We start from the raw sequence: 22,121 nt of genomic DNA on the forward strand, positions 1-22,121 counted from the left end.
ATGTTTGTAGTGACTGAATACGGTGTGGCGAAGCTAAAGGGCAAAAGTGTTAGAGAGCGGGCTCGAGAGTTGATCAAGATAGCGCATCCAGATTTTGCTGATCAGCTGAGTAAGGAGGCGCAGAAGCTAGGGTTTATCTGAAAAGGTGTGTAACGTTGCGTAACGTTGTGGTGATAGGGGTTGGTCAAAGCCAGTTCGGCAATAGGTTTGATGTAAGGATAGATGAACTCGCACTTGAATCGGTTAAAGAAGCATTAGATGACGCTAACCTCGAGGCTAAGGACATAGAGTATATGGTTGTGGGATGCGCTGGTGTTTGGAGCGCTGAGGACTCGCCTGCGGTCGTCTGCTCAGATTACTGCGGTATGCTTCCGAAGGGCAGCATGCGTGTAGAGGCTATGTGCGCCACAGGAAGCGCAGCAACCTTTGTCGGCTACAACGTTGTTGCCAGCGGCTTCGCCGATCTAGTGTTGGTCGTTGGGGTTGAGAAAATGCATGAATTGCCGACCCTTTTGCAAGTAGAGCGTATGGGTAGAGGTGGAAGCTTCCTTTGGGAATTTGAGAACTTTGGACTTACCTTCCCTGGCTATTACGCGTTATATGCTACGCGTTATATGTGGAAGTATGGCTTAAAAGAGGAGGATCTCGCTGAAGTCGCTGTAAAGAACCATTATTACGGTGCCATGAACCCTAAAGCCCAGTTTAGAAAAGCGATAACTGTAGATACTGTTATGCAGTCAAGGTATGTTGCGTGGCCGCTAAAACTCTTCGACTGCTGTCCATTGACAGATGGCTCTAGTGCGCTAATACTCGCTTCTGAAGATAAGGCTAAGGAGCTCACGGACACACGTGTGTGGATAACCGCCATAGGATCATCAACAGCATCAAGCGCATTAGTTTCACGAGGTCTTGACTTCTGCGGCCTAGAGAGCGCTGTGGAAGCAGCAAAGCAGGCGTATAAGAAGGCTGGCATAGACCCTGATGAGCCAGCCAAATATTTTGATTTGGCAAACGTACATGATTGCTTTACAATCGCTGAAATCCTAGCTTACGAAGATCTGGGCTTCTGCAAGAGAGGAGAAGGTGTAAGACTCATTAGGGAAAAACAGACCTATAACGGTGGTCTAATTCCAGTAAACCTCGACGGTGGTTTAAAGTCCAAGGGTCATCCTATTGGTGCGACTGGTTGCTCGATGATTTACACCTTAACGAAGCAGCTTCGCCAAGAATATGGCAAATACGCCAGTCCATCGGCGCAAGCTGACATCCGAAAAGGAAGAGCCTTAGCCCATAACGTCGGCGGCTCAGGTCAATACGCATATGTAACAATTCTCTCTCTCGAAAAGCCGCAAAGGTGATAGTGATGTCAGACCTATTTGATAAAGCCAAAGAGAGCATAAAGAAAGATGGTCTGCCCATTGTTGAGGAGGAGAGGTCGCGTCTACCCTTGTATATCAGTCTACGCGAATTTCCACTTAGGTATCAGCTTGGAGTATCTAAGCTTCAGAAGTTCTTTGAAGGGCTTAAAGAAGGCAAAGTCTACGCAACTCAATGCAACGTTTGCCGAAATAAGTTCTTTCCACCACGCGCAGATTGCCCAAAATGCTTAACCACAAACGTAAATTGGATGCCCTTGGACCCTGAAGGCCAGCTTTTAACATATACTGTTATTCGTGTTAAACCGTCATCTTTCGCACACTACAAAGATTACGTAGTGGGTATAGCGCAGCTTAAGGAAGGAATAAGGGTTCTAGCTTGGGTCAATGTAGACGACCCTGAGAAAATAAAGCCGAACATGAAGGTGTATCTAACAACCGCTAGAAGAGAGCCAGAAGGCTACATAACGTATGAACTGACACTTAAAGCACCGTCTTGAAAGAGATTAGCCAAGGTGTAAACCTTCCAAATTCCAAACCTCGCCGTGTAATTCAGTGTACCTCACCGTCATAGGATAACTTTTATCATGCACGAGATTAAAATCTTGTCTTGTATGCTAGATCTTGCATTTGTATATTTTTGCCCTTAGGTCTCCATGTGAGACCATTCTTGTTTCGGTGATCTCCAAACCGCATTCGCTCGCAGCTTCTTCAAATCTCTTATAGGCGCCGGAGATCAAGACCAAGGTTCCAATTTGTACCACCTTTTTTAGAGCCTTTATGAGACCAACATACAGCTTCTTTGGGCTTCCGCTTGGAATCATTCGAATTCCGTAGGGTGGGTTTACCACAACGTGAGTTACGGTTTCCTTTGGATAATCCTCTGGGATTGTAGCGTCTCCTTGAATGAACTTTATAGCCCTTAAGACGTCGGCTTTCTCTGCGTTTCTTATACCGCCCCGAAGGTGGTGTGCATACTTCTCCATGCCGAAGATCTTAAGGGAGCAACCTGTTTTTGCCTCGGCAAGAAGGTTTTCTCTTATCTCCTCAAACTCTTCTTTTGCGAAGCATTTGAGTCTTAAAAATGCAAAATCTCTTCTCAGATGGTTTGGTGGGATATTGTACGCTTTGAAAGCTGCTTCTATTGGTATGGTGGCTCCTCCGCACATCGGATCTATCAAGCCCTCTCCATTGGGCCATTCGGCTATTTCAAGCATCGCGGAAGCTATAGTGGGCTTTAGCGCAGCGGGGTGCTCATAGACTTTGTAGCCTCTTTTATGCAAGGATCTGCCTGTGGTGTTTACCCCTAAGACAAATTCGTCATCTCTCACTAGCGCGTATATTTCAACATCCGGCTCATCTAGGTCAACTTTAAGCCTAGTTCTATATGCTTCTTGATATGAATCTATTGCGGCTTGGCCCACAACCCTTGAAACATCCATGCTTGTGAAGTCATGTACACCTATCCTCTCACTTCTAACCGCGAAGGACTGGTCTTTGTCGATTATCCAACCGTAGTCAACACCCCTAGCAATCCTATATAGGTCATCGAGCTTAGCGAAGCGCTCTCTGCAGAGCGTAATGAAGATCTTGTTCAACATAGATGCTTTCAGATGTAGGAGGTAGATGCTCTTGACATGCGCTTGGAAGAAGACCTTCCCCACATCCGGAGCCGCGCTCTCTCCGGTAAGCCTCTCGATCTCGCGGCAAGCCAGATCTTCTAAACCCGGGCTGGTAGTTGCGAAAAACTCCACCCTACATATCACCCTGTGCCTGCATCGCTGACTGAGTGTCATACATTGTGTGGGATGCCCCCTTTTACAAGATGATTATTATAGCTATGCTGAAGCGCCTCTTATTTAGATAATGGATGAACATGTTTGGAGTAGTCTTTATTCGCATTCCCATAGCGAGGGTGTGACATAAGGTGGAAGATACCATAAGACTAGGTCTTAACGTCCCTCTTTTTGTAGCTGGCTAGATATCTATTGCTGCTGGGACTTTCTCTGGGATGGTTAGTGTTTTGGGGCTACGTTAAGAAATTAGGGATGAAGTTTGTAGGGTGGGTTTAGATTGATGAATGTTTTCCCCAGTGAAGTAGGCGTAGGTTATTGTGTCGTCTTCTCTTGGGCCTCTGTGGAGGGGAGCTCTGGGAAGCTCTCCTTCATCCTCTGCTCGGCTACCGCAGCGGCTTCTGCAAGGATCTTCTCCGCCTCCTCGTTCGCTGCCTCGAAGTTTAGTGTTAGTCCACCAAGCTGTCCAGCCTCAACCAAGATGTTGCTCAGCATACCGTTTATCTCGCCTAGCTCGCTTTCAGCCTCAGGCATAACATTAGCCAACCCAGATCTGATAGATCTGATGATACCTGCGGCTGGTGCTAGCACAACCGCCACATCACCCATATCTTCGACGGTCGTTAGTCTGAGCGAGATCTGTTCTAATGCGAGCTTAGCTTGGCTTACCAGCTTACTCATCTTCCTAACTTCAGCTAGCTCGTTAGAGAGGGCTGTTGCGAGCTGTGTTTCGTGGTTCTGCATAGCGGTTACAGATCTTCTAAAGATATCTTCATCTTTCCTCTTGAGCCTCGCTAATATTGAATCCATTTTCTGAATTTCGGCTTGAAGCTGCCTCCTCGCCCACTCAAGCTTGGGTTTAAGCGGAGTAGAGGGTTGGAACGCCTCTCTAAGTTTATCGGCAACAGTAGGTTGATCAGACTTAGCCCACTTCTTAGTGAACTCAGACATTCCCATTTACCTCTTATGCAAGCATCTCTCCTCAGACTTTAACGGCTACGCACCAAAAATAGTTGACCGCTCTGTCAGCTTGGTGCTCACCTTGTTCGATAAACGTAACTATCGGTTAGCAAGAGTTATATGTAAATCCACTTACAGTGGTGTGCAGAAAATCATGATAATCAGCGTTACACCAGACCTTGCCTTAGACGAAGGCTACAGCTACGCTGGAGGATTAGGCGTCCTTGAGGGTGACAAGTTCTATGCAGCGGCCAAGCTCAACCTACCCTACAAAGTTCTCACACTCTTCTACGACCAAGGCTATGTGGACTACGAGTTTGATAAGGAAGGGAACCCCATACCTAAGCCTCAGCAGCAGCCAGAATCGTTTCTAAAGAATCTTAAGGGAGGCGACATCTACACCATACAGCTAAAAAGCCAAGATGTCAAGGTCGATGCACTAAAGTATCGACAAGGCTGGGCTGAAGCGGTCTTCTTCAAACCAGTGGAACCAGATTGGGCACAACGCCTAACCGAGCGGCTCTACATCGAAAACAGCTTAGAAGAAAAGTTCCTAAAGTACACGCTGCTAGCCAAGGCTTCAGCGGAATACATTAAGAGCACCGTGGGCATAGAGAATGTGGAGTTCATCGATCTGCAGGAAAGCTATGCTTGCATGCTCCCACTCATACTTAAAATCCCCGGAAAGTATCGAGTCGTTATACATACCGCTGGACCTTGGGGTCACCCCGCCTTCCCAAGAAGCTTCTTTGAAAAAGAGTTCGGCTACTATTTCCTAAGCGAAAATGTATGTTTAACCGAGATAGGTCTAGCAGCTGCAAGCGAAGCCTTTGCAGTCTCAGCCAAACACTTCGAGCAGATGCTGAAGATCATACCTCACTTCACGGAGAAGCTTAGGTACGTTACCAATGGTGTTTGCGTTGAGCGTTGGATGAATCCTGAGCTGCTATTAGCTTTCAGCAAAGGCTACTTGAATCTAGCTGACTTCATGAAGATAAGGAAGGGTATCAGAGGTCGGTTCATAGAATACCTCCAGCGGTACAAGAACATTGATGTTAAAGATAGGATGCTTGTTGCTTGGTGTAGGAGGCTTACAGGCTACAAGAGGCCCGAGTTCGCTAAGAAGCTCGTCGAAGAAACATCAAGTAAAGATGTGGTCTTTGTGCTTGCCGGGAAGCCACACCCCCAAGATGGTGCTGGATTAGAATTTCTGAAGGCGTTCTATAAGCTTCATATGGAGAAAGAGAATGTCGTCTTCATACCCAACTACATGGTTCAAGACGCCAAGGAGATTCTCAAATCCGTAGATCTGCTGCTCTTTACCCCGGTTTACGGGTTAGAAGCTTGCGGCACAAGCTACATGAAAGCAGCAATAAACGGCGTGCCAACACTCTCAACAAGAGATGGAGGCATCGTTGAATTTGTTGTTGATGATGTTAACGGCTGGTTCTTTGATCGTATGCCCGAAGGGTTCGTCGAGCCCACTGCAGCACCTAAGCAGCCTGAAGGGTTAGAGTATGATTCGTTCAAGAAGAAATTCAGATACATCTTGGAGATCTACAAAGGTAACCCTGAAAGATACTACAAGGTCTCGCACAACGCCCTCTCAACATTCGTCATAAAGGCTAGTGTAGAGAGAGCTTTAAGTGAATACTACCCTAAAATAGCTAGGTGGTGAAGTTAGCATCTTATGCCGCTGAAGGTTAGTTTAAGTGTTGATGCGAGAGGCTTGAGCTGCCCCTATCCTGTAAAGAAGGCTGAAGAAGCCATACAGAAGGTGGAGGTAGGTGAGGTGGTTGAAATCATAACCACCGACCCTGGGTCTAAGATCGATATACCTGCCTGGGCTGAGAAGTGTGGACATAGGGTTGTTGAGGTAGTTGATCGTTGGCTTGAAATATACTTTTACGTGGAGAAGGGTTCTCTCAGCGAGCCGAAGGTGTAGCGTATGCGTCTAGGGTGAGTGTATATATCTACCTTAGCACCTCTAGCCCCGCAGACCAAGGTGACCCCGGTTCTCCACGCAGCGAATATACCGGAGTGAATAGGTTCTCTTATTGAGACAGAGATTGGTATGCCTACTCTGGCGCACTTTAATACAGCATCTGCGGGCTGACGACCAGTCGTCACAAGTATAGTCGAGTTGAAACCTATGCCCTTTAGGGCTGCCTGTCCAATTACCTTATCTATTGAGTTATGCCTACCCACATCCTCTGCATAGGCAACCAACCTCCCTCCTTCGAATAGCCCTGATGTGTGGACTGCCAAAAGATGCCCTCTAACGGAAAGTCTATTCAGCTCTCTAACCGCCCCAATTAGAGTGTCTAGGGTTATGGTGTAGTCTGATTTGACGTAGGGGTGGTCGATTTGATCTAATATGTGATAGAAGTCTTCGGTGCTGCCACAAGCTGAGGTTATGACCCTTAACCTACCGTATTCAGACACCCTCTCCGCAACATCATGCTCCGTTTCGACAGACACTCTACCGTCCAAGACGTCAATCGACTTCACTTCTTCTATCGAGCGTATGACCCCTTGGCCCAAAAGATGCCCTAGAGCGAGCTCCTTGAGTTGAATGGGTGTCGCGAAGAGTGTAACCAGTTCTACACCATTGACCACTAAAGTTACAGGCGCCTCTAATGCAACTTCAGCTTCACGAAGCTCCTCAACACCCCTAACGTAATCTAACCTTATGCACCTTGTCTTAGTAGTTGCTTGCAACGTTAGCCTATCATCCTCCATCAATTGTATAGGCTAACTTTAACGCATGCTGGTAATCCTCTACGGTGTTGATGTTAAGGAACGTTAGTAGCTCAGGGTCTAGGTTTCTTAGCTCATCTACATTCACGTAACGCACATTAGGTAAGTAATCCAATATAGAGAGGTTCTTGAATCTCCCAGCCTCCACACACCTACACGCTGCCTCTAGCGTTCGGGTCGTATAATACACAGCATGTAGCGGTTCCAGCATACCATTAGGCCAGATGGGTAAGGCGGCATCTGCTCCCTCAACCCTCTTAAAAAGCTCATCCACCACCTTAGGGTTCACAAAAGGTGCGTCACACGAAGTTATAAATGTGTATGGAGATTTGACAGGCTTTAAACCGCTACAAAACCCTACTAGAGGCGCTTGTATATCTACCTCGTCCTTAACTATTAGAGTCGACTCCGGGAGATGCTGCTTGTAAATCGCCTCGTTGTCCCCCTTATTTATTGCAACCACTACCTCATCTACGGCCTTAGCGAGTCTATAGGCAACTCTAGCAATAAGAGGTGTGCCTAGGAAGTCTAGGAACTGCTTCGGCTTACCCATACGTCTGCTCAAACCACCTGCCAATATAAGAGCAGCTCTCATCCCAACTTCTACTACGCCCTTTATGGTAAATAAACCCTTTATACCAAGATTAAAGAAGGTTGCTTAGCTAGCGGGGAAGCGTATGGATTACGATATTATCGTTGCAGGCGGAGGTGTAGCTGGCTTAACTACAGCCATTGCCGCTGCCAAGTATTCTAAGCAGAATCTACGCATACTTGTAGTCGATAGGAACTCGAGAGAGGAGGTTGGTAAGAAGAGCCCCAATGGGTGGATCTGTGGAGACGCGGTCAGTAAAAGGAGCTTAGAGTATGCAGCTTCAAATAGCGGTGTGGTTTTCAGCGAACCTGAAATAGAGCATAGGGTTAAGGGTGTGCTTCTCTTCTCACCAGACCGCGAAACCAGCGTGCTCTTCGAAGGCGAGGGCTATCTGCTTAACCGAAGACTCTTCTCCAAGAAGCAGATGCTTGAAGCGGAAAGGCTTGGGGTTGAGTTCCGATTCAACATAGTGGTCACTGGCTTACTTAGCGATAATGAGAGAGTTATTGGTGTGGTAGGAAGGGATGTGCATACCAACGCCAAGTTTACTGCCCGATGTAAGCTTGTGGTGGACGCAACCGGGGCATCCTCAAGGCTCAGAGCAAACCTTCCCATAAAATCGAAGGTTGAGCGTGAAATCGATAGAGACGACCTAGAGGCGACTGGAAGATACATCTACACCTTTACACCTAAAAAAGAGGATAGAACATACTTCGACCCAGAGTACTGTGTTATACACTTGGATCAAGACCTTGCTCCGGGCGGGTACTGCTGGACCTTCCCGAAAGGTGTAAACAAAGTAAACATAGGTCTTGGTGTACAGAAAAGGGCTTTAGATGAGAGGAATAAAAGGCTTGGCCGAATCGACACACTACAGAGCCTGATTGACAGCTATGTTAAGGGCAACAGCGTGTTAGGTGAACCCAGATTATCTCAAGACCCAAATGACCAAGGGAATACTTTTGGGAACTGGCAAGTGCCTGTAAGGAGGCAAAACGAATGCCTGGTTGCAAACGGCTACGCTCTGGTTGGTGATGCTGCGTGGATGCCTAGGCCGATAGATGCTGGTGGCATAGGGCCATCACTATATGGTGGCACAATATTGGCTAAGGTGGCTGTAGAGGCGGTAGAAGCCTCGGATACTTCTGAAGAGGGGCTGTGGCGCTACAACCTCGAGTACATGCGCATCTACGGGTATCAGATGGCTAGCTTCGAGGTTTTAAGAAGATATCTCCAGACATTACCCAATGATGACATAAATTACGGGATGAAGCATTTCCTCTCCAAAGACGACATAGAGCACATAACGAGAAGGGAGCATCCAGCCTTCAACAAAGTACAGCTCTTCAACCCGACGATGTGGCTTAGGATAATGCAGAGACCCAAGCTTGCGAAAGGACTTAAAACCGTATCCGAAACCAGCAGAAGGCTCATAAACCACAATCTAAACTACCCTGACAAACCGAGCAAATTTTACGAATGGCAGCGAGATCTACATACCCTCCTTAATCAAGCATATCAAGAACTAGGCTTAGTTAGGTAAGTTCAAGTCGTTCTTAATTTCTACAAATTATCAAATGCAACGACGTTAAGAGAGCTGCTTGAGAAGGTTGGGTTAGGTGGTGCTTCTGTGTTAATCTCCAGCGTTACTCGTATTTTTTGACAACCTTGCTTATCTCTATTCTTTGGGCGTATGCTAACTTCTGATTTCCTGTTTCACAAATATTATGTATGAAGTCAGGAAGCAGACTAAAACGAATGCTATTAACGCAATTATGTGTGGCCAAATTAGGTTTAGGCTCTGAAGTAAAGGTAGTGGGTTAGGTATCACATACTGTAGTTCACTCAAGAAGATGGGGTTAAGAAACCTTGCTGTAGGCGTTAGAATAACAACGGCAGCCTCCCAGTATAATATTGTGGGGGAGATTCTGGATAGGTTCAACTCTAAAGTAATCCTTTCTAAGCTATTTGGGTCTGGTATGAGATTGGCGGCGATGAGAGAAGCGATGGGGGTCCAGAGGAATGTAAAGAACCCCCAGATTGCGAAGCTGGCTATCGCTGAGGTTGAGGTGTGCGTAAATATTATGGAGAAGAGTTGTGACAGGGCTAGCCAACCAGCTATGTAGAGGATAGTTACCGCTGCAAATACCACCAGCCTAGCCAGCTCATCTAAGTTTGGTACAAGACCGACCCGTATGGCCAACCCGCTTGCTATACCTAATATGCCGAAAACCACTATGGTTACTGTGCTCAAACCCGATAAGAACTTCCCGTTTATAACAGCATCTCTATGCACAGGGTTAGAAAGCAGCCTAACCAAAGTGTTCTTAGCACGCTCTTTATTGATGGCGTCGAAGCCTAGACCGATACCAAGCAGAGGACCAAAGTATATTATGAAGAAGAGGAAGGGCGGTAGAGCACCACTAGAGGCTCTGAAGAGTAGCAAAAAGCTTCTCTCAACCCTAGCTTGTACTAACGCCTGTATGCCTAAGTATGCTGCCATCAAGCCAGCAACATAAATTATGGTGAAGAAGAACCAGAACCTCTTTGTTCCGAGGTAGTCGGAGAGTTCCTTTAGCGCTATGGTTAAGGTGCCGGTCAACCTTTAGGTTCACCCTCAAAGTATCTCGCGTAGATTTCGTCTAAAGCGTATTCGTGGCTTCGGATCTGAGTTAATGTGTAGCCAGAGGTTACGATGGCCTTCGCCAACACACCTCTTATATCAGATTTACACTCTATTGTTAATGTTGGTCCAGCTCTAGCTACCTTGATCACACCCTCTAACCCCCTTAAGGTTTCCTCTAGGGCTGGTGTTGCGTCTGGAACCTCTGCTTCTACGACGTACTTATCTCCAGCTATAACCTCTCTACCCAGATGTTGTATGGTGCCGGATGCAACTAACCTACCCTTCACAAAGATTCCAACTCTATCGCAGATCTTCTGCACTTGATAGAGTAGGTGAGATGAGAGAAGAGCGGTCTTACCTTTCGCTTTACATTCAACTATCATCTCCAGGATCTGTCTTACGCCTTCTGGATCTATACCAGTTGTAGGCTCATCTAGCAGTAGAAGTTGAGGGTCTTTGAGCAAAACATCAGCCATCCCCAACCTCTGCCTCATACCTTTAGAAAAGGTTGAAACCTTCTTGTCAGCAGCTTCAGAGAGCCCAAGTGCATCGAGTAGCTTTGCGATCCTACGCTCAGCCTCGACGAAACTTATGCCGTTGAGTTTAGCCATATAGAGAAGGTTCTGCTTAGCTGTCAAGTCATCGTAGAAGCCTAGGTTTTCAGGCATATACCCAACCACCCTCTTCAGCTTAAGGGGTTCGCGTATAGGATCATAGCCGAGCACACGCAGCCTACCAGCTGTAGGCTCTGTTAAGCCCAAAAGCATCAATATAGTGGTCGTCTTACCCGCACCATTTGGTCCTAGAAAACCGTAGATCTCCCCCTGCTCCACTTCAAGATCCAGCGAATCCACGGCAACAAGGTCTCCGTACTTCTTGGTTAAACCCCACGTCTGTATCGCCGGCTGCATCCTCACCGCCTAGCTCATCTTCGACCAAGCCTAAGGAATATAAGCGCTAACACAACTACGACAACAGCAACCACCGCCAACCCAAGGGCAGTAAGACCTGGAGGCGAAGTGACCGTGACTCTGATATCGACAGAAGTAGAGACTCTACCACTATAGGCTGTGAAGGTTACCATATAGTCGCCTGGAAGGGTTGTGCTCGACGGCTTGATCTTCACGCTTATCTGTTGGCTTGCTTCTGGCGCTAAGCTGGGTATGAGTGTAGGCTCGAAGGTTACGCTCCACCCGCTTGGGTGGTTTGATGAAATTGATATATCTCTTAACTGAGCTGAACCTGTATTCTTCGCCACAAGGGTTAGGTATGCTTCTTCCCCAGCAACCGCGTCTGCATTAAGCCTTCCATCAACTGTGGTCAGAGAGAGGGAGTATGTTCCTGTTATCTCAACCGCAAGCCTAACGCTACTCTGCGTCTTAGCTGAGGCAGCTGTTAGTGTAATGTTGTATATGCCAGATTCAGTTTTAGGTGGAGGGTTGACTGTGACGGTTATAGTCTTGCTCTCACCAGCCTTCAAACTTAAACTCGTAATCTGGGTTGTTTCAAACTGAGGGCGAAAGGTGACAGCCCAACCTTGAGGTTGATTAGCGACTAACGTGAACACATCATCTTCACCACCAGTATTCTTCACCGTAACAGTAAACTCGAAGCTCGTTCCAGAAGGACCGCTTAATGTAGGGTACACTGTGGTTAAGGTTACACCGGGAGGAGGCGTAGGCGGAGCAGCGTATTCAATTATGAAACGTAGGTTTGATGCAGCACCTTGCCCGTCAAACGCAAACAAGGTTACCGTATTATCACCTCTCGAAGCATTTACTGGCACGTTTACTTTTAGAATGAGCTTTACGGTCTGCCCAGCTTGGAGGTTCAACTCTCTAACAGTGTAGCCTTCATAGTTCAGAGATGTTTCCCACCCCATAGGCGCATCTACCCTGAAAGAAACCTTGGTCGCTGAACCGAAGTTAGTGACGTTTACAGGTAGGTTGAGGGTTGTTGCTCTATCTACATAGAGGTGTGAGTAGACGCTTGATAGTGTAATCTGCTGGGCTGATGCGCACATTATCTGCTGGGCGGTAAGGGCGAACATCAACACAAAGATCATAAGCAGATGCCGCTTCAAGAGCACCCCCATCTTACCACCTTCGATAGCTGTCTCTATAATAATTTTGCGGCCTTTAGTGGTAAAACACTAAGGTTCTAATTATGCGGATTTAGCCGTAAAATTCTTCTAGGAATTTTGAAGATATCTTATGGACGTACTCTGCTTTATTTAAAGCATCTTCTGCGTCTTTTTCGTCAAAGAGCTGGCTAGGTGCCTTACCTACGCTCTCTAATCCGTACATGCTTGGTGCTCTCTTCTCTGAGAGGTCCCTTGAAATCTCGGCAAGTGTATCTATCTCTTTCTTCATCCAGTCGGGGAATTTACCGCTACATATCTTGAGTATGTCGCCTACATCGTGAACCTTTGGGTATTCGACAGCGACTGCTCTTAAGCAAGCCTTCAAGGATAATTCGACACATTCTTGTGAGTAGCGTACCGTCTCCGGATAGTCGCCTCTCCTAAAGGCTGATCCAGCATCTATCAGTCTAGACTTAGCCCTACGCAGATAATCCATAGCCATGATATCGCTTCTCATAGCTCGATGACCTCACCCTTTCTCACCTCACTTTTGAGGTCCCAGTACCATCTTCCGTCTGGGAGCACGACCTTTCTAGCTCCTATCTCACATAGCTTCTTCTCAAGCGCTCCTAACCTGCTCTTCATAAACCCGCCTTTGTCAACAACTACTATCGCTTCATTAAGCATGTCTAGATAGAATGGGTGGTTGGTCGATGCCTCTTCTGGTTCCAATGCGATTACATCGATTAGCGGATAGACTCTTGCTCTCTCCCACATCTTTAGCCTAACATCCTCCACACCACTCAGCGCCCTCCTAACCAACTCCATTCTTTCAGAATACCTTTTAGGCAGCCCTTCTGCAACCAATAAGACGTCTATGTCGCTCTCAGCACGAGCTCGCCCCCTCGCCACTGAGCCAAATATAAGCAAGGAGGTGATTCTATTCCAAAAAAACTCCACCAGTTTGGCGATCACGAACTCCAGAATCGGCAGATACTCCTTCTGAGCGACCTTATCCCTCCACCTAATACCACCACGCTCTAGGCTCAAGATAAGAGGATGAGTAGCCATATACATACCTCTACGATACCTTACTAAGAACCCCTCTTTACATAAACGGTGAAGAATCAAGTTAGGGTTATCAACACCAACCACTTTCTTAAACTCCCTACTGGTGAAGCAATCTAGGCCAAAGCTTAGCAAGATTTGAGCATAGGCGTGCTCTAAATTTGCCATTGGGAAATTATTACAAAAAATGATATTTATATCTATCTGAGGGGTTTTATTGCGCTTGCTTTGAATTGCACGAATACGCTGCTGCCTATTCTGAATTCGTCTAGCATAGACGCGCTTACGTATGTGGCTAGCGGTACGCCTATATCGATCAAGACCTTTGCCGAGGCCCCCATTTTACATATCTCAGTCACAGTGCCAGGGAGGATGTTGCATCTACAGTGTTGCCACTTCTCCTTAACCGCTCCTTCTTGTGAAAGGACGATGTCTTGAGGTCTTAAGACTAGGGTTACCTCCCTACTTAGGTTGATGTCTTCTGCCTCAACTTTTATGAGCACTCCATTGACCTCTACACTCGCTAGGCCATCTCTTAACCCCACAACTCGACCCTCTAGGATGTTGTATCCTAGGAAATCTGCTACGAATCTTGATTGTGGTTTTGTGAGGACTTCGCTTTTGAGCCCTATCTGCTCTATCCTCCCGTTGTTCAGCACAGCTAGGCAGTCGCTCATCAACTCAGCCTCAGGAAGGTCGTGTGTCACATAGATCACGGGCAGATTCAGCGTGGCTAGTATCTTGGAGATTATGCTCTTCAACTCTCTACGCAACCTATCTCTGTTCAGAGGGTCGAGAGACGAAAGCGGCTCATCTAGGAGAAGAACCTTCGGGTTGGCGGCTAAAGCCCTAGCTAAGGCTACCTTCTGCTTCTCACCTCCACTTAAACTTTTGACATCTCGACCAGCCAAGTGGCCTATTTCAAGCCACCCCATAATATCCTTAACCTTATCTGACTTAGCATCCTTAAGAGCGAAAGCAATATTCTGCTCAGCAGATAAGTGGGGGAAGAGCACAAAGTCTTGCGGAACATACCCAACCCCCCTCTTCTCTGGAGGCAGATTTGTCACATCCACATCGTCGATGAGTATCCTACCTCGTTTCGGTCTTATGATGCCTGCCACACATTCCAAGATAGTGGTCTTGCCTGAGCCGTTAGGCCCTATTAACCCTAGGCAGCTTCCTCCTCTGACGCTGAAGTTTATGTCTTGTAACGTGAAGTTACCGCGTTTTACACTTAGATCTGAGACGCTGATCAAACCGCTAACCCCCTATAAAATAGTCTGCGTGTAATCAGAAGGGTGGCTACAGTTAACGCTAAGAGAATAAGTATGATAGCCATAGCCATCTCAAGATCCGCTCTAGCCAAACTGAGGAACATAGCGATCGATAGCGTCTCAGTCTTAAATCTAGTCGCACCAGCCAAAGTAACTGTTGCCCCAAACTCCCCAAGTGCTCTAGCCCAAGTCAACACAGCAGCCCCAAGTAAACCGCTCTTCGCAAGAGGCAAGGTTACCCTAAAGAATGCCCTTAGCTCACTCACCCCTAGCGTCCTAGCGATCATCAAATATCTCGGATCTATGCCCTCGAACACAGGTTTGAGCAGCCTAACAGCCAGCACACTTACCACAGCAAACTGCGCCAAAATCACTCCAGGGACTTCGAAGACGAATTTTATAAGCGAGGTGTTAATGAGGGCGCCTAAGGGTGTGTTTGTGAAGAAGATGAGCAGAGCCGTACCCAAGGCTACAGGTGGTAGCGCTATTGGGATATCGATGAGCGTATCGATTACGCTCTTACCTGGAAATTTAGCGTACGCTAGAGCGTAGGCTGCTGGAATCGCTAGGGCTAGGGCTGCTGCTGTTGAGATGGTCGCTGTGGATAGGGTGAGGGAGATCGCGAATCTTATTTCCTCAGATAATATGGCTGAAGCTAGTGCTGAGGGGTTCGTGAAGAGGCTGGATGAAGCTATAATCGCAACTATGAAAAGCGAAAGGAAGATTAAGCAGGCGAAGGCTGTAGCCCTAAGCGGGCTCATCCTATACCACCTTCTCTCTAAATTATATCTTCAATAGCTGCGTTCGGAGCATACTGCCTAGCCTCCTGCTCACTAGCAAAGTATCCATACCTCGCCCAGATCCCGGCAACATCTTCAGACGCTAGAAAATCAAGGAACTTCTTAGCTAACACCTTATCTTCAGCGAACACAGATACCGCACCAGCAATATACCCAATTTTAGGCACCTTACTCGGCTCAATCCATACCCTCTCAGCCTTATCAGGATACCAATCTACAAACACGTGCCAACCGATGATCGCATCAACAGCACCGGTAGGTATTAGAGCAGCAGTTGCATCACAGCTCTGCGCGTAAACTACGATATTACGCTTTACACTCTCCCACAAACCATTCTTCTCCAGCAGCTCTTTTGCATAAAGCCCTACACACACTGAGATAGGGTCAGCGATACCTACCCGCAACCCAGGCTTAGAAAGATCCTCAAGCGAAGTAATGTTGTGTGGATTACCTTTCTGGACGACTATCGCTGGAACAAGGTAAGCAAGCTTCTTCACCGAACCTTTATCTAAAATATTAGATTTCGCGGCTTCAAGCAGAAACTCTGGCGAGCCGGGTATGAACAGGTCTCCCGTTTTCGCTATCTTCATCGCTGATAGCACGCTACCTGAGCCGCCGAGTCGAAACTCGACATTAACCCCATATTTGTCTTTGAACAGCTTTGCAGCCTCATCATACACTGGCGCTGCGGCTGCACCAGCAAAGACCGTAATGCTCTTGGATGGGGTTGCTGGTGCCAGGTAAAGTGGGGCTGTTATTAGAGCACCTATAATCGCGCCGATTAAGAAGATTATTACCGTTCTTAGAAGCATCTCCTTATCTACCGCCTAGCTTGTATAAGCTTGTATTTACCTTAAGGATTGTGGTAAGCGAAGTGGTTTACTAGGATACTTTGTGAGCTTATGATTTCGATGGAGATAGAGAGGGTCGAATCGCGGCTGCTAGCCTTCTGCTGCTATCAATGTTACGGATGAGCGTAAGTCCTTTAGCTTACGAATCTTAGAGGTTATGATCTCCTTCACTTCCTCAAGCGAACTAGCCTCAACTTTAACAATGAAGTCGTATATGCCGTATACGGAAGTGGCTTCGACTACGCCTTTTATCTTTTTAAGCTCCTCTAAGAACTCCTCCTCCACGTCTGGTTCAGTGTTTATTAGCACATACGCCTTAGGCATATCACAGTACCTATGTCGCCCGGGTAAGATAAATCTAACTTCTTAGATCTCTACCCATAAACCCACACGCTTTTCCAGAGCCTTCTGGTAAGCTAGCTTGGCCGCTGCAGCATCAGCCACACCCACCCCAACACTCTTCCATAAAGTGATCTCTTCTTCGCTCTCCCTACCCTTCTTTCGATTCGACACAAGGTCTTTGAGCTCGCACCATATATGATCTACCGTGATAGCCCCTTCTCGTATGGGTATCAGTATGTCGCCAGACTCAGATAGCACACCTTCTTTTGTGTCAACCACAACCTTAGCACGCTTTACCGTTGTTGTATCCAACTCTCTCCCCTCTGGCCCAACCCAGCCTATCGAAGCTATGTGCACCCCTTCTGCTAAGACCCCGCCATCAAAGACAGGCTGCTTAGACGTTGTTGCAACGATAAGTATGTCTGATTTCGACGCAACATCGTTCGCCGATTCCTCCACCTGCACCATCAAACCTAACTCTTCTCTAACTTTTACCGCAAATCTTCGACTCCTTTCAACCAAGACGTCGTACACATATACTCTTTTAGCACTTCTCACCTCCAATATGCCTTTCAGCTGGTACTCAGCTTGCACACCAGCACCTATTACACCGATCGACTCCGTACTTCTTCTAGCTAGGTGTTCCGCTGCTATAGCGGTCATCGCCGCTGTTCGCATCGCCGTTATATGCTTACCGTCCATAACCGCAAGCGGTGTGCCCGTCTCTGGATCTATGAGACAAAGAATGGATGATGTGGTTTCCAAACCCATTTTAAGGTTATCTGGGTAGACGCTAACCACTTTAAGGGATAGGCTCTTAGACCTCTGAAGATAGGCTGGCATAAAGAGCACAGAACCATTATACTCAGGCATTTCGAGTATCGTCCTCCTAGGACTCTTCACACCGAGCTCGGCAAGCTCAAGAAAAGCCTCCTCTACCGCCTTGATAACATCCTTCATCACAAGTAGTTGCTTAAGCTCGCCTGCTGAGAGTAGTAGCATCAACCCTATCCTTCTCTAACCACACATTTAAAGAGCTGCTCCCCCTAAATGTTGCTGTTGGCTTCACTAACCTTCTACGGTGGAGTAGGTGAAATAGGGGGCAACTGCATCCTAGTGGAGGATCGAGACACAAGGGTGGTCTTAGACTTCGGCGTGCCTTTTGCGTCAAGGAACAGATACTACTCACCACCTTATCTAAGCCCAAGAAGCATAAACGCTCTGCTCAAACTTGGTCTCCTACCGAAGATAGAAGGCGCTTATGACGTAGATAAGGATGAGAATGCCTTGAATGCTGTTGTTATATCTCATGCGCATCTGGATCACGCAGGCTACATTGGCTTCTTAAGAAACGACATACCTATCTACTGCGGAGAAGCGGCGGCTAAGATACTCAACTACCTATCCGAAGTGAGGCAGCCGACGATAGAATTCAATATTAAAGGGAAGAAGATAAACACCTTCAGAACAGGTCAGAAGATTAAAGTAGGCTCAATAACAATAGAACCTATACACGTCGACCACTCGATACCGGGTGCATACGGCATCATACTCCACACCTCAGAAGGCTCAATAGTATATACTGGCGACTTTAGAAGGCACGGTCCACTCTGGCGGATGACCGATGAGTTTATCGAAAAAGCTGCTGAGTGTAGACCAGAGGTGCTAATCTGCGAGGCGACAAACATGATCGGGGCCTCGGTTTCATCCGAAGAAGAGGTCTTGAATAAACTCAATATACTGGTAGCTGAGACCAAAGGTTTGATTATCGCAGACTTCTCGAAAACAGATGTGGACAGGCTGCGCTCCTTCTACGCGGTCGCAGAAAAAAGCGGTCGAACCTTAGCCATTTCTCTAAAGCAAGCTAGACTTCTTTGGCATCTGCGCAGTGACCCAAAGATCAAGCTACCCAGCTTAAGTAATTTGGTTGTATATAAGAAGCATAAGAAGAGGTATGAACACTGGGAACACGAGGTCTTAAACTCTACAAGTAGCGTTGACTCAGAGGAAGTGGCTAAGAAGCAGCGTGAGCTCATACTAGTATCATCCTACTACGAGTTCGAGGAGCTCATCGAAGTTGAGCCGCAGGCTGGTAGCTGCTTCATCCTCTCAGCATCAGAGCCCTTTAATGAAGAGATGGAGCTCGACTACGAGCGCATAACCAACTGGCTTAACCACCTAGGTTTACCCCATTACCACATACATGTATCAGGGCACATAATGCCGACACAGCTTAGAGAGGCAGCTCAAAGAATAGGTAGCGAGAAAATATACCCTATTCACACGGAGTACCCCAATCTATTCTCAAAGTATATGTCTGACATCTGCAAGCGAATAATTCAACCGACAAAGGGTGCCAAATATCCCATCTAAAGCGATGTTAAGGCGGATACAAGATTAAGAACTCTAAACTGATTTTCGAGGATTTGTTTAGGAAGAGAATACTCGCTTAGACTCTAGAATGAGTTCAGCTAGCTAATAACTCTCCACCATCCGCTACCATCCGGATTGAAGTTGCACCGCAACACCGCTAATTAACTAGGTTTCGCAAATGGAATATCTGCCTTCTTTGCGTGTACTATGATTATTTGTCAAAAACATAAAAATATTGATGTTTAGATCAGAAGTAGTTGAGTGAATTAATTTTAGAAAGATTAAAGTAAAAGGCGGGACAGCTCTTTGGAGTATGAACTGTCTAGTAATAGGTGGCACTGGGTTTATAGGGTCGCACATAACAAGGAAACTCGTAAATGAGGGACTTAACGTAATAACTTATAGCCCATCCGGCAACCCACGCCTACTCTTAGACATCGTTAACAGAATTAAGATAGAGAGAGGCTCTACCACTGAGCTCGCTGAGGTTCTAAGCGTTATGAAGAAACATCAAGTTAAAGTCGTTGTGTATGCCGCCGCTGAGCACCCACCCTGGACGCCTATGAATATTGTGAAGACAATGATCCTCGGCTTCACAAACGTTCTTGAAGCGTCGAGGCTGATGGATGTTGAGAGGCTCGTCTGGACCAGCTCCTACGCCCAGCTAGGTCCACCGGAACTATATCCTACTGAGAGGGTTAACGAAGACGCACCAGTAAAGCCAGGCATGCTTCACGCACCCAGTTATGTTTCAAATGAATACATGGCGAATCAATACTACGAAATGTATGGGCTTGATGTCCTCAGTATGAGGCTTGGTATCAACTTTGGTCCTGGGAGGGAGCGTAGAGGCGTCTTCGACTTCATCATAGACCTGTTCGAAAACCCCCTCTTAAAGAAACCTGTAAGAGTACCGAATGGTGACGCCAAGTACACCTTGCAGTATGTTAAGGATGCTGCCGAGGCTATATGGTTTGGTGTAAAGGCGAAGAGCTTCAAGCATAGGGTATTCAACACCTGCGACGAGGCCTGCACACTACGTGAACTCGCCCAATACGTGAAAGAAGAGATACCAGACGCCGACATCATAGTAGAGCCAGGAGGAAAGACACCAAGGGTTCTCGTGGACGCGAGCAGAATAAGGCAAGAACTAGGCTACACCCCACGCTACGGAATAAAAGGAGGCGCAAAAGACTACCTACAAGAACTAAGAAAGACTTTGCTCGCAGGAGCCTAGCCCACACTACCTGCTCTGCAAAGGTACTTATGATATACTGGCCAATATCGTTGGTTCTTCCTTTGAGAAAGAAGGTTCCGCGCATAGACGAAATGGCTGTGCTTATGTATTCTAAATGACATCTCACATATAATGAGCACCCTAACTTTCTTTACGGAAATTTATAGAACCTAGGGAATAAGTTAAAATACAAGTATAGCATTATTTAAGTGAGATGAGTACTACTGACACCATAAAGCTCTTTAAGGGTGTAGTTGATAATCCTTTGGCTCGTTGGACTCTGAGACGCATTTCAGGTTACTGTGATGACTGTAACGAGAACAGGCTTGAAGTCGCTTTACAGCTCTACGTGGGTACAAGAAGGGATGCTTGCGTGAAGTGCAAGGCTGCGAAGTTCATTGTTGAAAGAGTTGTTAAGAGCGGAGCGAGCGCATTTGGGGCAAGTGAGGAGCAGATAAGAAGCAAGTTCAAGGACCCATATTGGAGAAGAGGCTTGGTTAATGTTATAAGGGGGATAAGCTACTTTGGCGTTCGTAGACCCTTTGTACCAGGTGCGCCTTTTCAGATAGTCTGGAATATTACGAGGCTCTGTAACCTTAGGTGTAAGCATTGTTACGAAAACGCCGGTAGGCAGGATCCGAATGAGCTTACCACCGATGAAGCGCTCTTTGGTATAGATCGGCTTAGTAGGGCTGGTGTGGTGAGTATAGCGTTTTCCGGCGGAGAACCAACGGTTAGACCCGACATACTTAAACTCATTAGGCACGCCTCGGATAAGGGAATATATGTTGCTATGGCTACCAACGGCATTGTGTTTTCTGCACGTGACCGTGTTAGGGAGTTTAAGGAGGCGGGTCTTAACTTCGTCCAGATAAGCTTAGATGGTCTTAACCCTACTACGCATGACGAATTTAGAGGCGTGCCGGGAGCTTTTGAGAAGACGATTCAGGGGATAAAGAATTGTGTCGCAGAAGGTTTGTTCACAGAAGTCGCTTGCGTTGGCACACACTTCAATTATAAGCAGATTCCAGCGATCGTTGATCTATGCGATGAGCTGGGTGTGGATTGGTTTATGCTCTACAACTTTATACCCACTGGTAGGGGTAGAGATATAGTAACAGCAGACCTAACCCCAGACGAGCGTGAGCAACTCTTACGAACACTTTGGTTGAAGAGGAAGACAACGAAGAAGGTTGAGATTCTGTCTACTGCGCCTCAGTTCGCTAGGGTAGCGAAGGAGGTTGAAGCTGAGCTAGCTAAAGCATTCGAGGGGTCTAATGGCACCTCGCAGCTCGAATGCGACGGCTTGGTCATACCAACCCACTTCTATAACCCTAAGCTTCAAGGTGAGCTCACCAAGCTCGCCGACTTTATCGGCGGATGTGGGGCAGGAAGATTCTACGTTTCCATAGAGCCGAATGGTGACATATATCCTTGTGTCTTCTTCCCGCACGTGGATGAAGTGAGGATAGGCAACCTAATACGTGACGACTTTGAGAAGCTGTGGGTAAAATCTAACTTACTGAGTAAAACAAGAGATAAGGATCTAATAGGCGGAGGTTGCAGAGATTGCCAATACCTTTACATCTGCGGTGGCTGCCGAGCAAGGGCATACAACTACTTTGGTGATATACTCGCACCAGACCCAGGGTGCAGAGCGAACATAGCGTACTGGGAGAGCGTAGCTGGGACGGTGAAGGTTAAGGAGGCGTAGTTTCTGCCCATCATAACCATCTACATAAAGCAAGGAAGAAGCGAGGAGCAGAAGGCGCAGCTAGTCAAAGAGATAACTGAAGTAACCAGCCGGGTTCTGAATACGCAGAAAGAGAAGATTGTAGTAGCGATAGTAGAGCTGCCAGACACCAACATCGGAAGGGCTGGTGTTCTGCTCTCCAGGGAGAAGCCCTAGAACAGGCTGTGTTTTAAGGCTCAGTATGTGCCTTGGGGTAACGTGACCTGGGTTGCGAGCAGAAACGTTAGAGG

The 22,121-nt window shown here is 47.0% G+C and carries 24 protein-coding genes; 10 read left to right on the plus strand and 14 right to left on the minus strand.

The genetic code is table 11. From position 1 onward, the window contains the following. The 3 genes from HA494_02690 to HA494_02700 all read left to right on the plus strand — a co-directional run. Nucleotides 1-141: 4-hydroxybutyrate CoA-transferase (locus tag HA494_02690; GenBank protein ID NHV96682.1), on the plus strand; the 141-nt coding region annotated here is incomplete at its 5' end. Nucleotides 142-155: 14 nt separating this feature from the next. Further along, nucleotides 156-1,358: a thiolase domain-containing protein gene (locus HA494_02695; protein NHV96683.1), complete on the plus strand. Its 1,203-nt coding sequence runs from the start codon at nt 156-158 to the stop codon at nt 1,356-1,358. Between the two features lie 5 nt (nt 1,359-1,363). Then, complete coding sequence (locus tag HA494_02700; GenBank protein NHV96684.1) at nt 1,364-1,876, plus strand: Zn-ribbon domain-containing OB-fold protein; 513 nt, start codon at nt 1,364-1,366, stop codon at nt 1,874-1,876. A 117-nt stretch (nt 1,877-1,993) separates the two neighbouring features. Here HA494_02700 and HA494_02705 read toward each other — a convergent pair whose 3' ends face one another. Together HA494_02705 and HA494_02710 are read right to left on the minus strand one after the other, a co-directional pair. Continuing rightward, entirely contained in the window at nt 1,994-3,130 is a 1,137-nt protein-coding gene (locus tag HA494_02705) for a class I SAM-dependent RNA methyltransferase (GenBank protein NHV96685.1), read from the minus strand. Between the two features lie 354 nt (nt 3,131-3,484). Beyond that, the gene (locus tag HA494_02710) at nt 3,485-4,120 is read right to left on the minus strand and encodes a hypothetical protein (protein NHV96686.1); all 636 of its coding nucleotides are present in this window, start codon (nt 4,118-4,120) and stop codon (nt 3,485-3,487) included. Nucleotides 4,121-4,283: 163 nt separating this feature from the next. On the opposite strand from HA494_02710, the gene HA494_02715 reads away from it, so the two are divergent. Both HA494_02715 and HA494_02720 read left to right on the plus strand, forming a co-directional pair. Then, a complete protein-coding gene (locus tag HA494_02715; GenBank protein ID NHV96687.1) occupies nt 4,284-5,807 on the plus strand; it encodes a glycosyltransferase in 1,524 nt (507 codons plus the stop codon). Between the two features lie 12 nt (nt 5,808-5,819). Beyond that, nucleotides 5,820-6,074 carry a sulfurtransferase TusA family protein gene (locus HA494_02720; GenBank protein NHV96688.1) on the plus strand — a complete coding sequence of 85 codons (255 nt, stop codon included), beginning with the start codon at nt 5,820-5,822 and terminating at the stop codon, nt 6,072-6,074. Here the strand turns inward: HA494_02720 and fdhD are convergent. Together fdhD and HA494_02730 are read right to left on the minus strand one after the other, a co-directional pair. Beyond that, nucleotides 6,035-6,871 carry a formate dehydrogenase accessory sulfurtransferase FdhD gene (gene fdhD, locus HA494_02725; GenBank protein ID NHV96689.1) on the minus strand — a complete coding sequence of 279 codons (837 nt, stop codon included), beginning with the start codon at nt 6,869-6,871 and terminating at the stop codon, nt 6,035-6,037. The two genes, HA494_02720 and fdhD, sit on opposite strands and share 40 nt — an antisense overlap. Continuing rightward, entirely contained in the window at nt 6,861-7,466 is a 606-nt protein-coding gene (locus HA494_02730; GenBank protein ID NHV96690.1) for a molybdenum cofactor guanylyltransferase, read from the minus strand. The genes fdhD and HA494_02730 overlap by 11 nt, the downstream gene beginning before the upstream one ends. A gap of 100 nt (nt 7,467-7,566) precedes the next feature. Between HA494_02730 and HA494_02735 the strand changes: the two genes are divergently transcribed. Continuing rightward, nucleotides 7,567-9,024 (plus strand): NAD(P)/FAD-dependent oxidoreductase, encoded by a 1,458-nt coding sequence (locus HA494_02735; protein ID NHV96691.1) that lies wholly within the window; start codon nt 7,567-7,569, stop codon nt 9,022-9,024. Nucleotides 9,025-9,177: 153 nt separating this feature from the next. Here HA494_02735 and HA494_02740 read toward each other — a convergent pair whose 3' ends face one another. The 10 genes from HA494_02740 to HA494_02785 all read right to left on the minus strand — a co-directional run bounded on the left by HA494_02740 (nt 9,178) and on the right by HA494_02785 (nt 17,530). After that, entirely contained in the window at nt 9,178-10,083 is a 906-nt protein-coding gene (locus HA494_02740) for an ABC transporter permease subunit (protein NHV96692.1), read from the minus strand. Beyond that, entirely contained in the window at nt 10,080-11,018 is a 939-nt protein-coding gene (locus tag HA494_02745; protein ID NHV96693.1) for an ABC transporter ATP-binding protein, read from the minus strand. The genes HA494_02740 and HA494_02745 overlap by 4 nt, the downstream gene beginning before the upstream one ends. Before the next feature lie 14 nt (nt 11,019-11,032). Next, nucleotides 11,033-12,202, minus strand: a complete 1,170-nt coding sequence (locus tag HA494_02750) for a hypothetical protein (protein ID NHV96694.1) — start codon at nt 12,200-12,202, stop codon at nt 11,033-11,035. Nucleotides 12,203-12,281: 79 nt separating this feature from the next. Further along, complete coding sequence (locus HA494_02755) at nt 12,282-12,707, minus strand: HEPN domain-containing protein (protein NHV96695.1); 426 nt, start codon at nt 12,705-12,707, stop codon at nt 12,282-12,284. After that, nucleotides 12,704-13,426, minus strand: coding sequence for a hypothetical protein (locus HA494_02760; protein NHV96696.1), 723 nt, complete (start codon nt 13,424-13,426; stop codon nt 12,704-12,706). The genes HA494_02755 and HA494_02760 overlap by 4 nt, the downstream gene beginning before the upstream one ends. Nucleotides 13,427-13,458: 32 nt before the next feature. Then, the gene (locus HA494_02765) at nt 13,459-14,517 is read right to left on the minus strand and encodes an ABC transporter ATP-binding protein (GenBank protein ID NHV96697.1); all 1,059 of its coding nucleotides are present in this window, start codon (nt 14,515-14,517) and stop codon (nt 13,459-13,461) included. After that, nucleotides 14,514-15,296 carry an ABC transporter permease gene (locus HA494_02770; protein NHV96698.1) on the minus strand — a complete coding sequence of 261 codons (783 nt, stop codon included), beginning with the start codon at nt 15,294-15,296 and terminating at the stop codon, nt 14,514-14,516. Before HA494_02770 ends, HA494_02765 begins: the two co-directional genes overlap by 4 nt. 17 nt (nt 15,297-15,313) lie before the next feature. Beyond that, on the minus strand, nt 15,314-16,147 hold the full coding sequence (modA, locus tag HA494_02775; protein ID NHV96699.1) for a molybdate ABC transporter substrate-binding protein: 834 nt from the start codon (nt 16,145-16,147) through the stop codon (nt 15,314-15,316). 129 nt (nt 16,148-16,276) lie between these two features. Next, the gene (locus HA494_02780) at nt 16,277-16,510 is read right to left on the minus strand and encodes an Lrp/AsnC family transcriptional regulator (GenBank protein ID NHV96700.1); all 234 of its coding nucleotides are present in this window, start codon (nt 16,508-16,510) and stop codon (nt 16,277-16,279) included. Between the two features lie 42 nt (nt 16,511-16,552). Beyond that, nucleotides 16,553-17,530 (minus strand): hypothetical protein, encoded by a 978-nt coding sequence (locus HA494_02785; protein NHV96701.1) that lies wholly within the window; start codon nt 17,528-17,530, stop codon nt 16,553-16,555. A 48-nt stretch (nt 17,531-17,578) separates the two neighbouring features. On the opposite strand from HA494_02785, the gene HA494_02790 reads away from it, so the two are divergent. The 4 genes from HA494_02790 to HA494_02805 all read left to right on the plus strand — a co-directional run bounded on the left by HA494_02790 (nt 17,579) and on the right by HA494_02805 (nt 22,047). Then, nucleotides 17,579-18,901 carry an MBL fold metallo-hydrolase gene (locus HA494_02790; GenBank protein ID NHV96702.1) on the plus strand — a complete coding sequence of 441 codons (1,323 nt, stop codon included), beginning with the start codon at nt 17,579-17,581 and terminating at the stop codon, nt 18,899-18,901. Between the two features lie 313 nt (nt 18,902-19,214). Further along, nucleotides 19,215-20,138 carry an NAD(P)-dependent oxidoreductase gene (locus HA494_02795; protein NHV96703.1) on the plus strand — a complete coding sequence of 308 codons (924 nt, stop codon included), beginning with the start codon at nt 19,215-19,217 and terminating at the stop codon, nt 20,136-20,138. A gap of 214 nt (nt 20,139-20,352) precedes the next feature. Continuing rightward, nucleotides 20,353-21,852 carry a radical SAM protein gene (locus HA494_02800; protein ID NHV96704.1) on the plus strand — a complete coding sequence of 500 codons (1,500 nt, stop codon included), beginning with the start codon at nt 20,353-20,355 and terminating at the stop codon, nt 21,850-21,852. Between the two features lie 3 nt (nt 21,853-21,855). Beyond that, complete coding sequence (locus HA494_02805) at nt 21,856-22,047, plus strand: 4-oxalocrotonate tautomerase family protein (protein NHV96705.1); 192 nt, start codon at nt 21,856-21,858, stop codon at nt 22,045-22,047. Nucleotides 22,048-22,121 lie beyond the last annotated feature (74 nt).

Source organism: Nitrososphaerota archaeon, from assembly GCA_011605775.1.
GTDB lineage: Archaea > Thermoproteota > Nitrososphaeria > Nitrososphaerales > JAAOZN01 > JAAOZN01.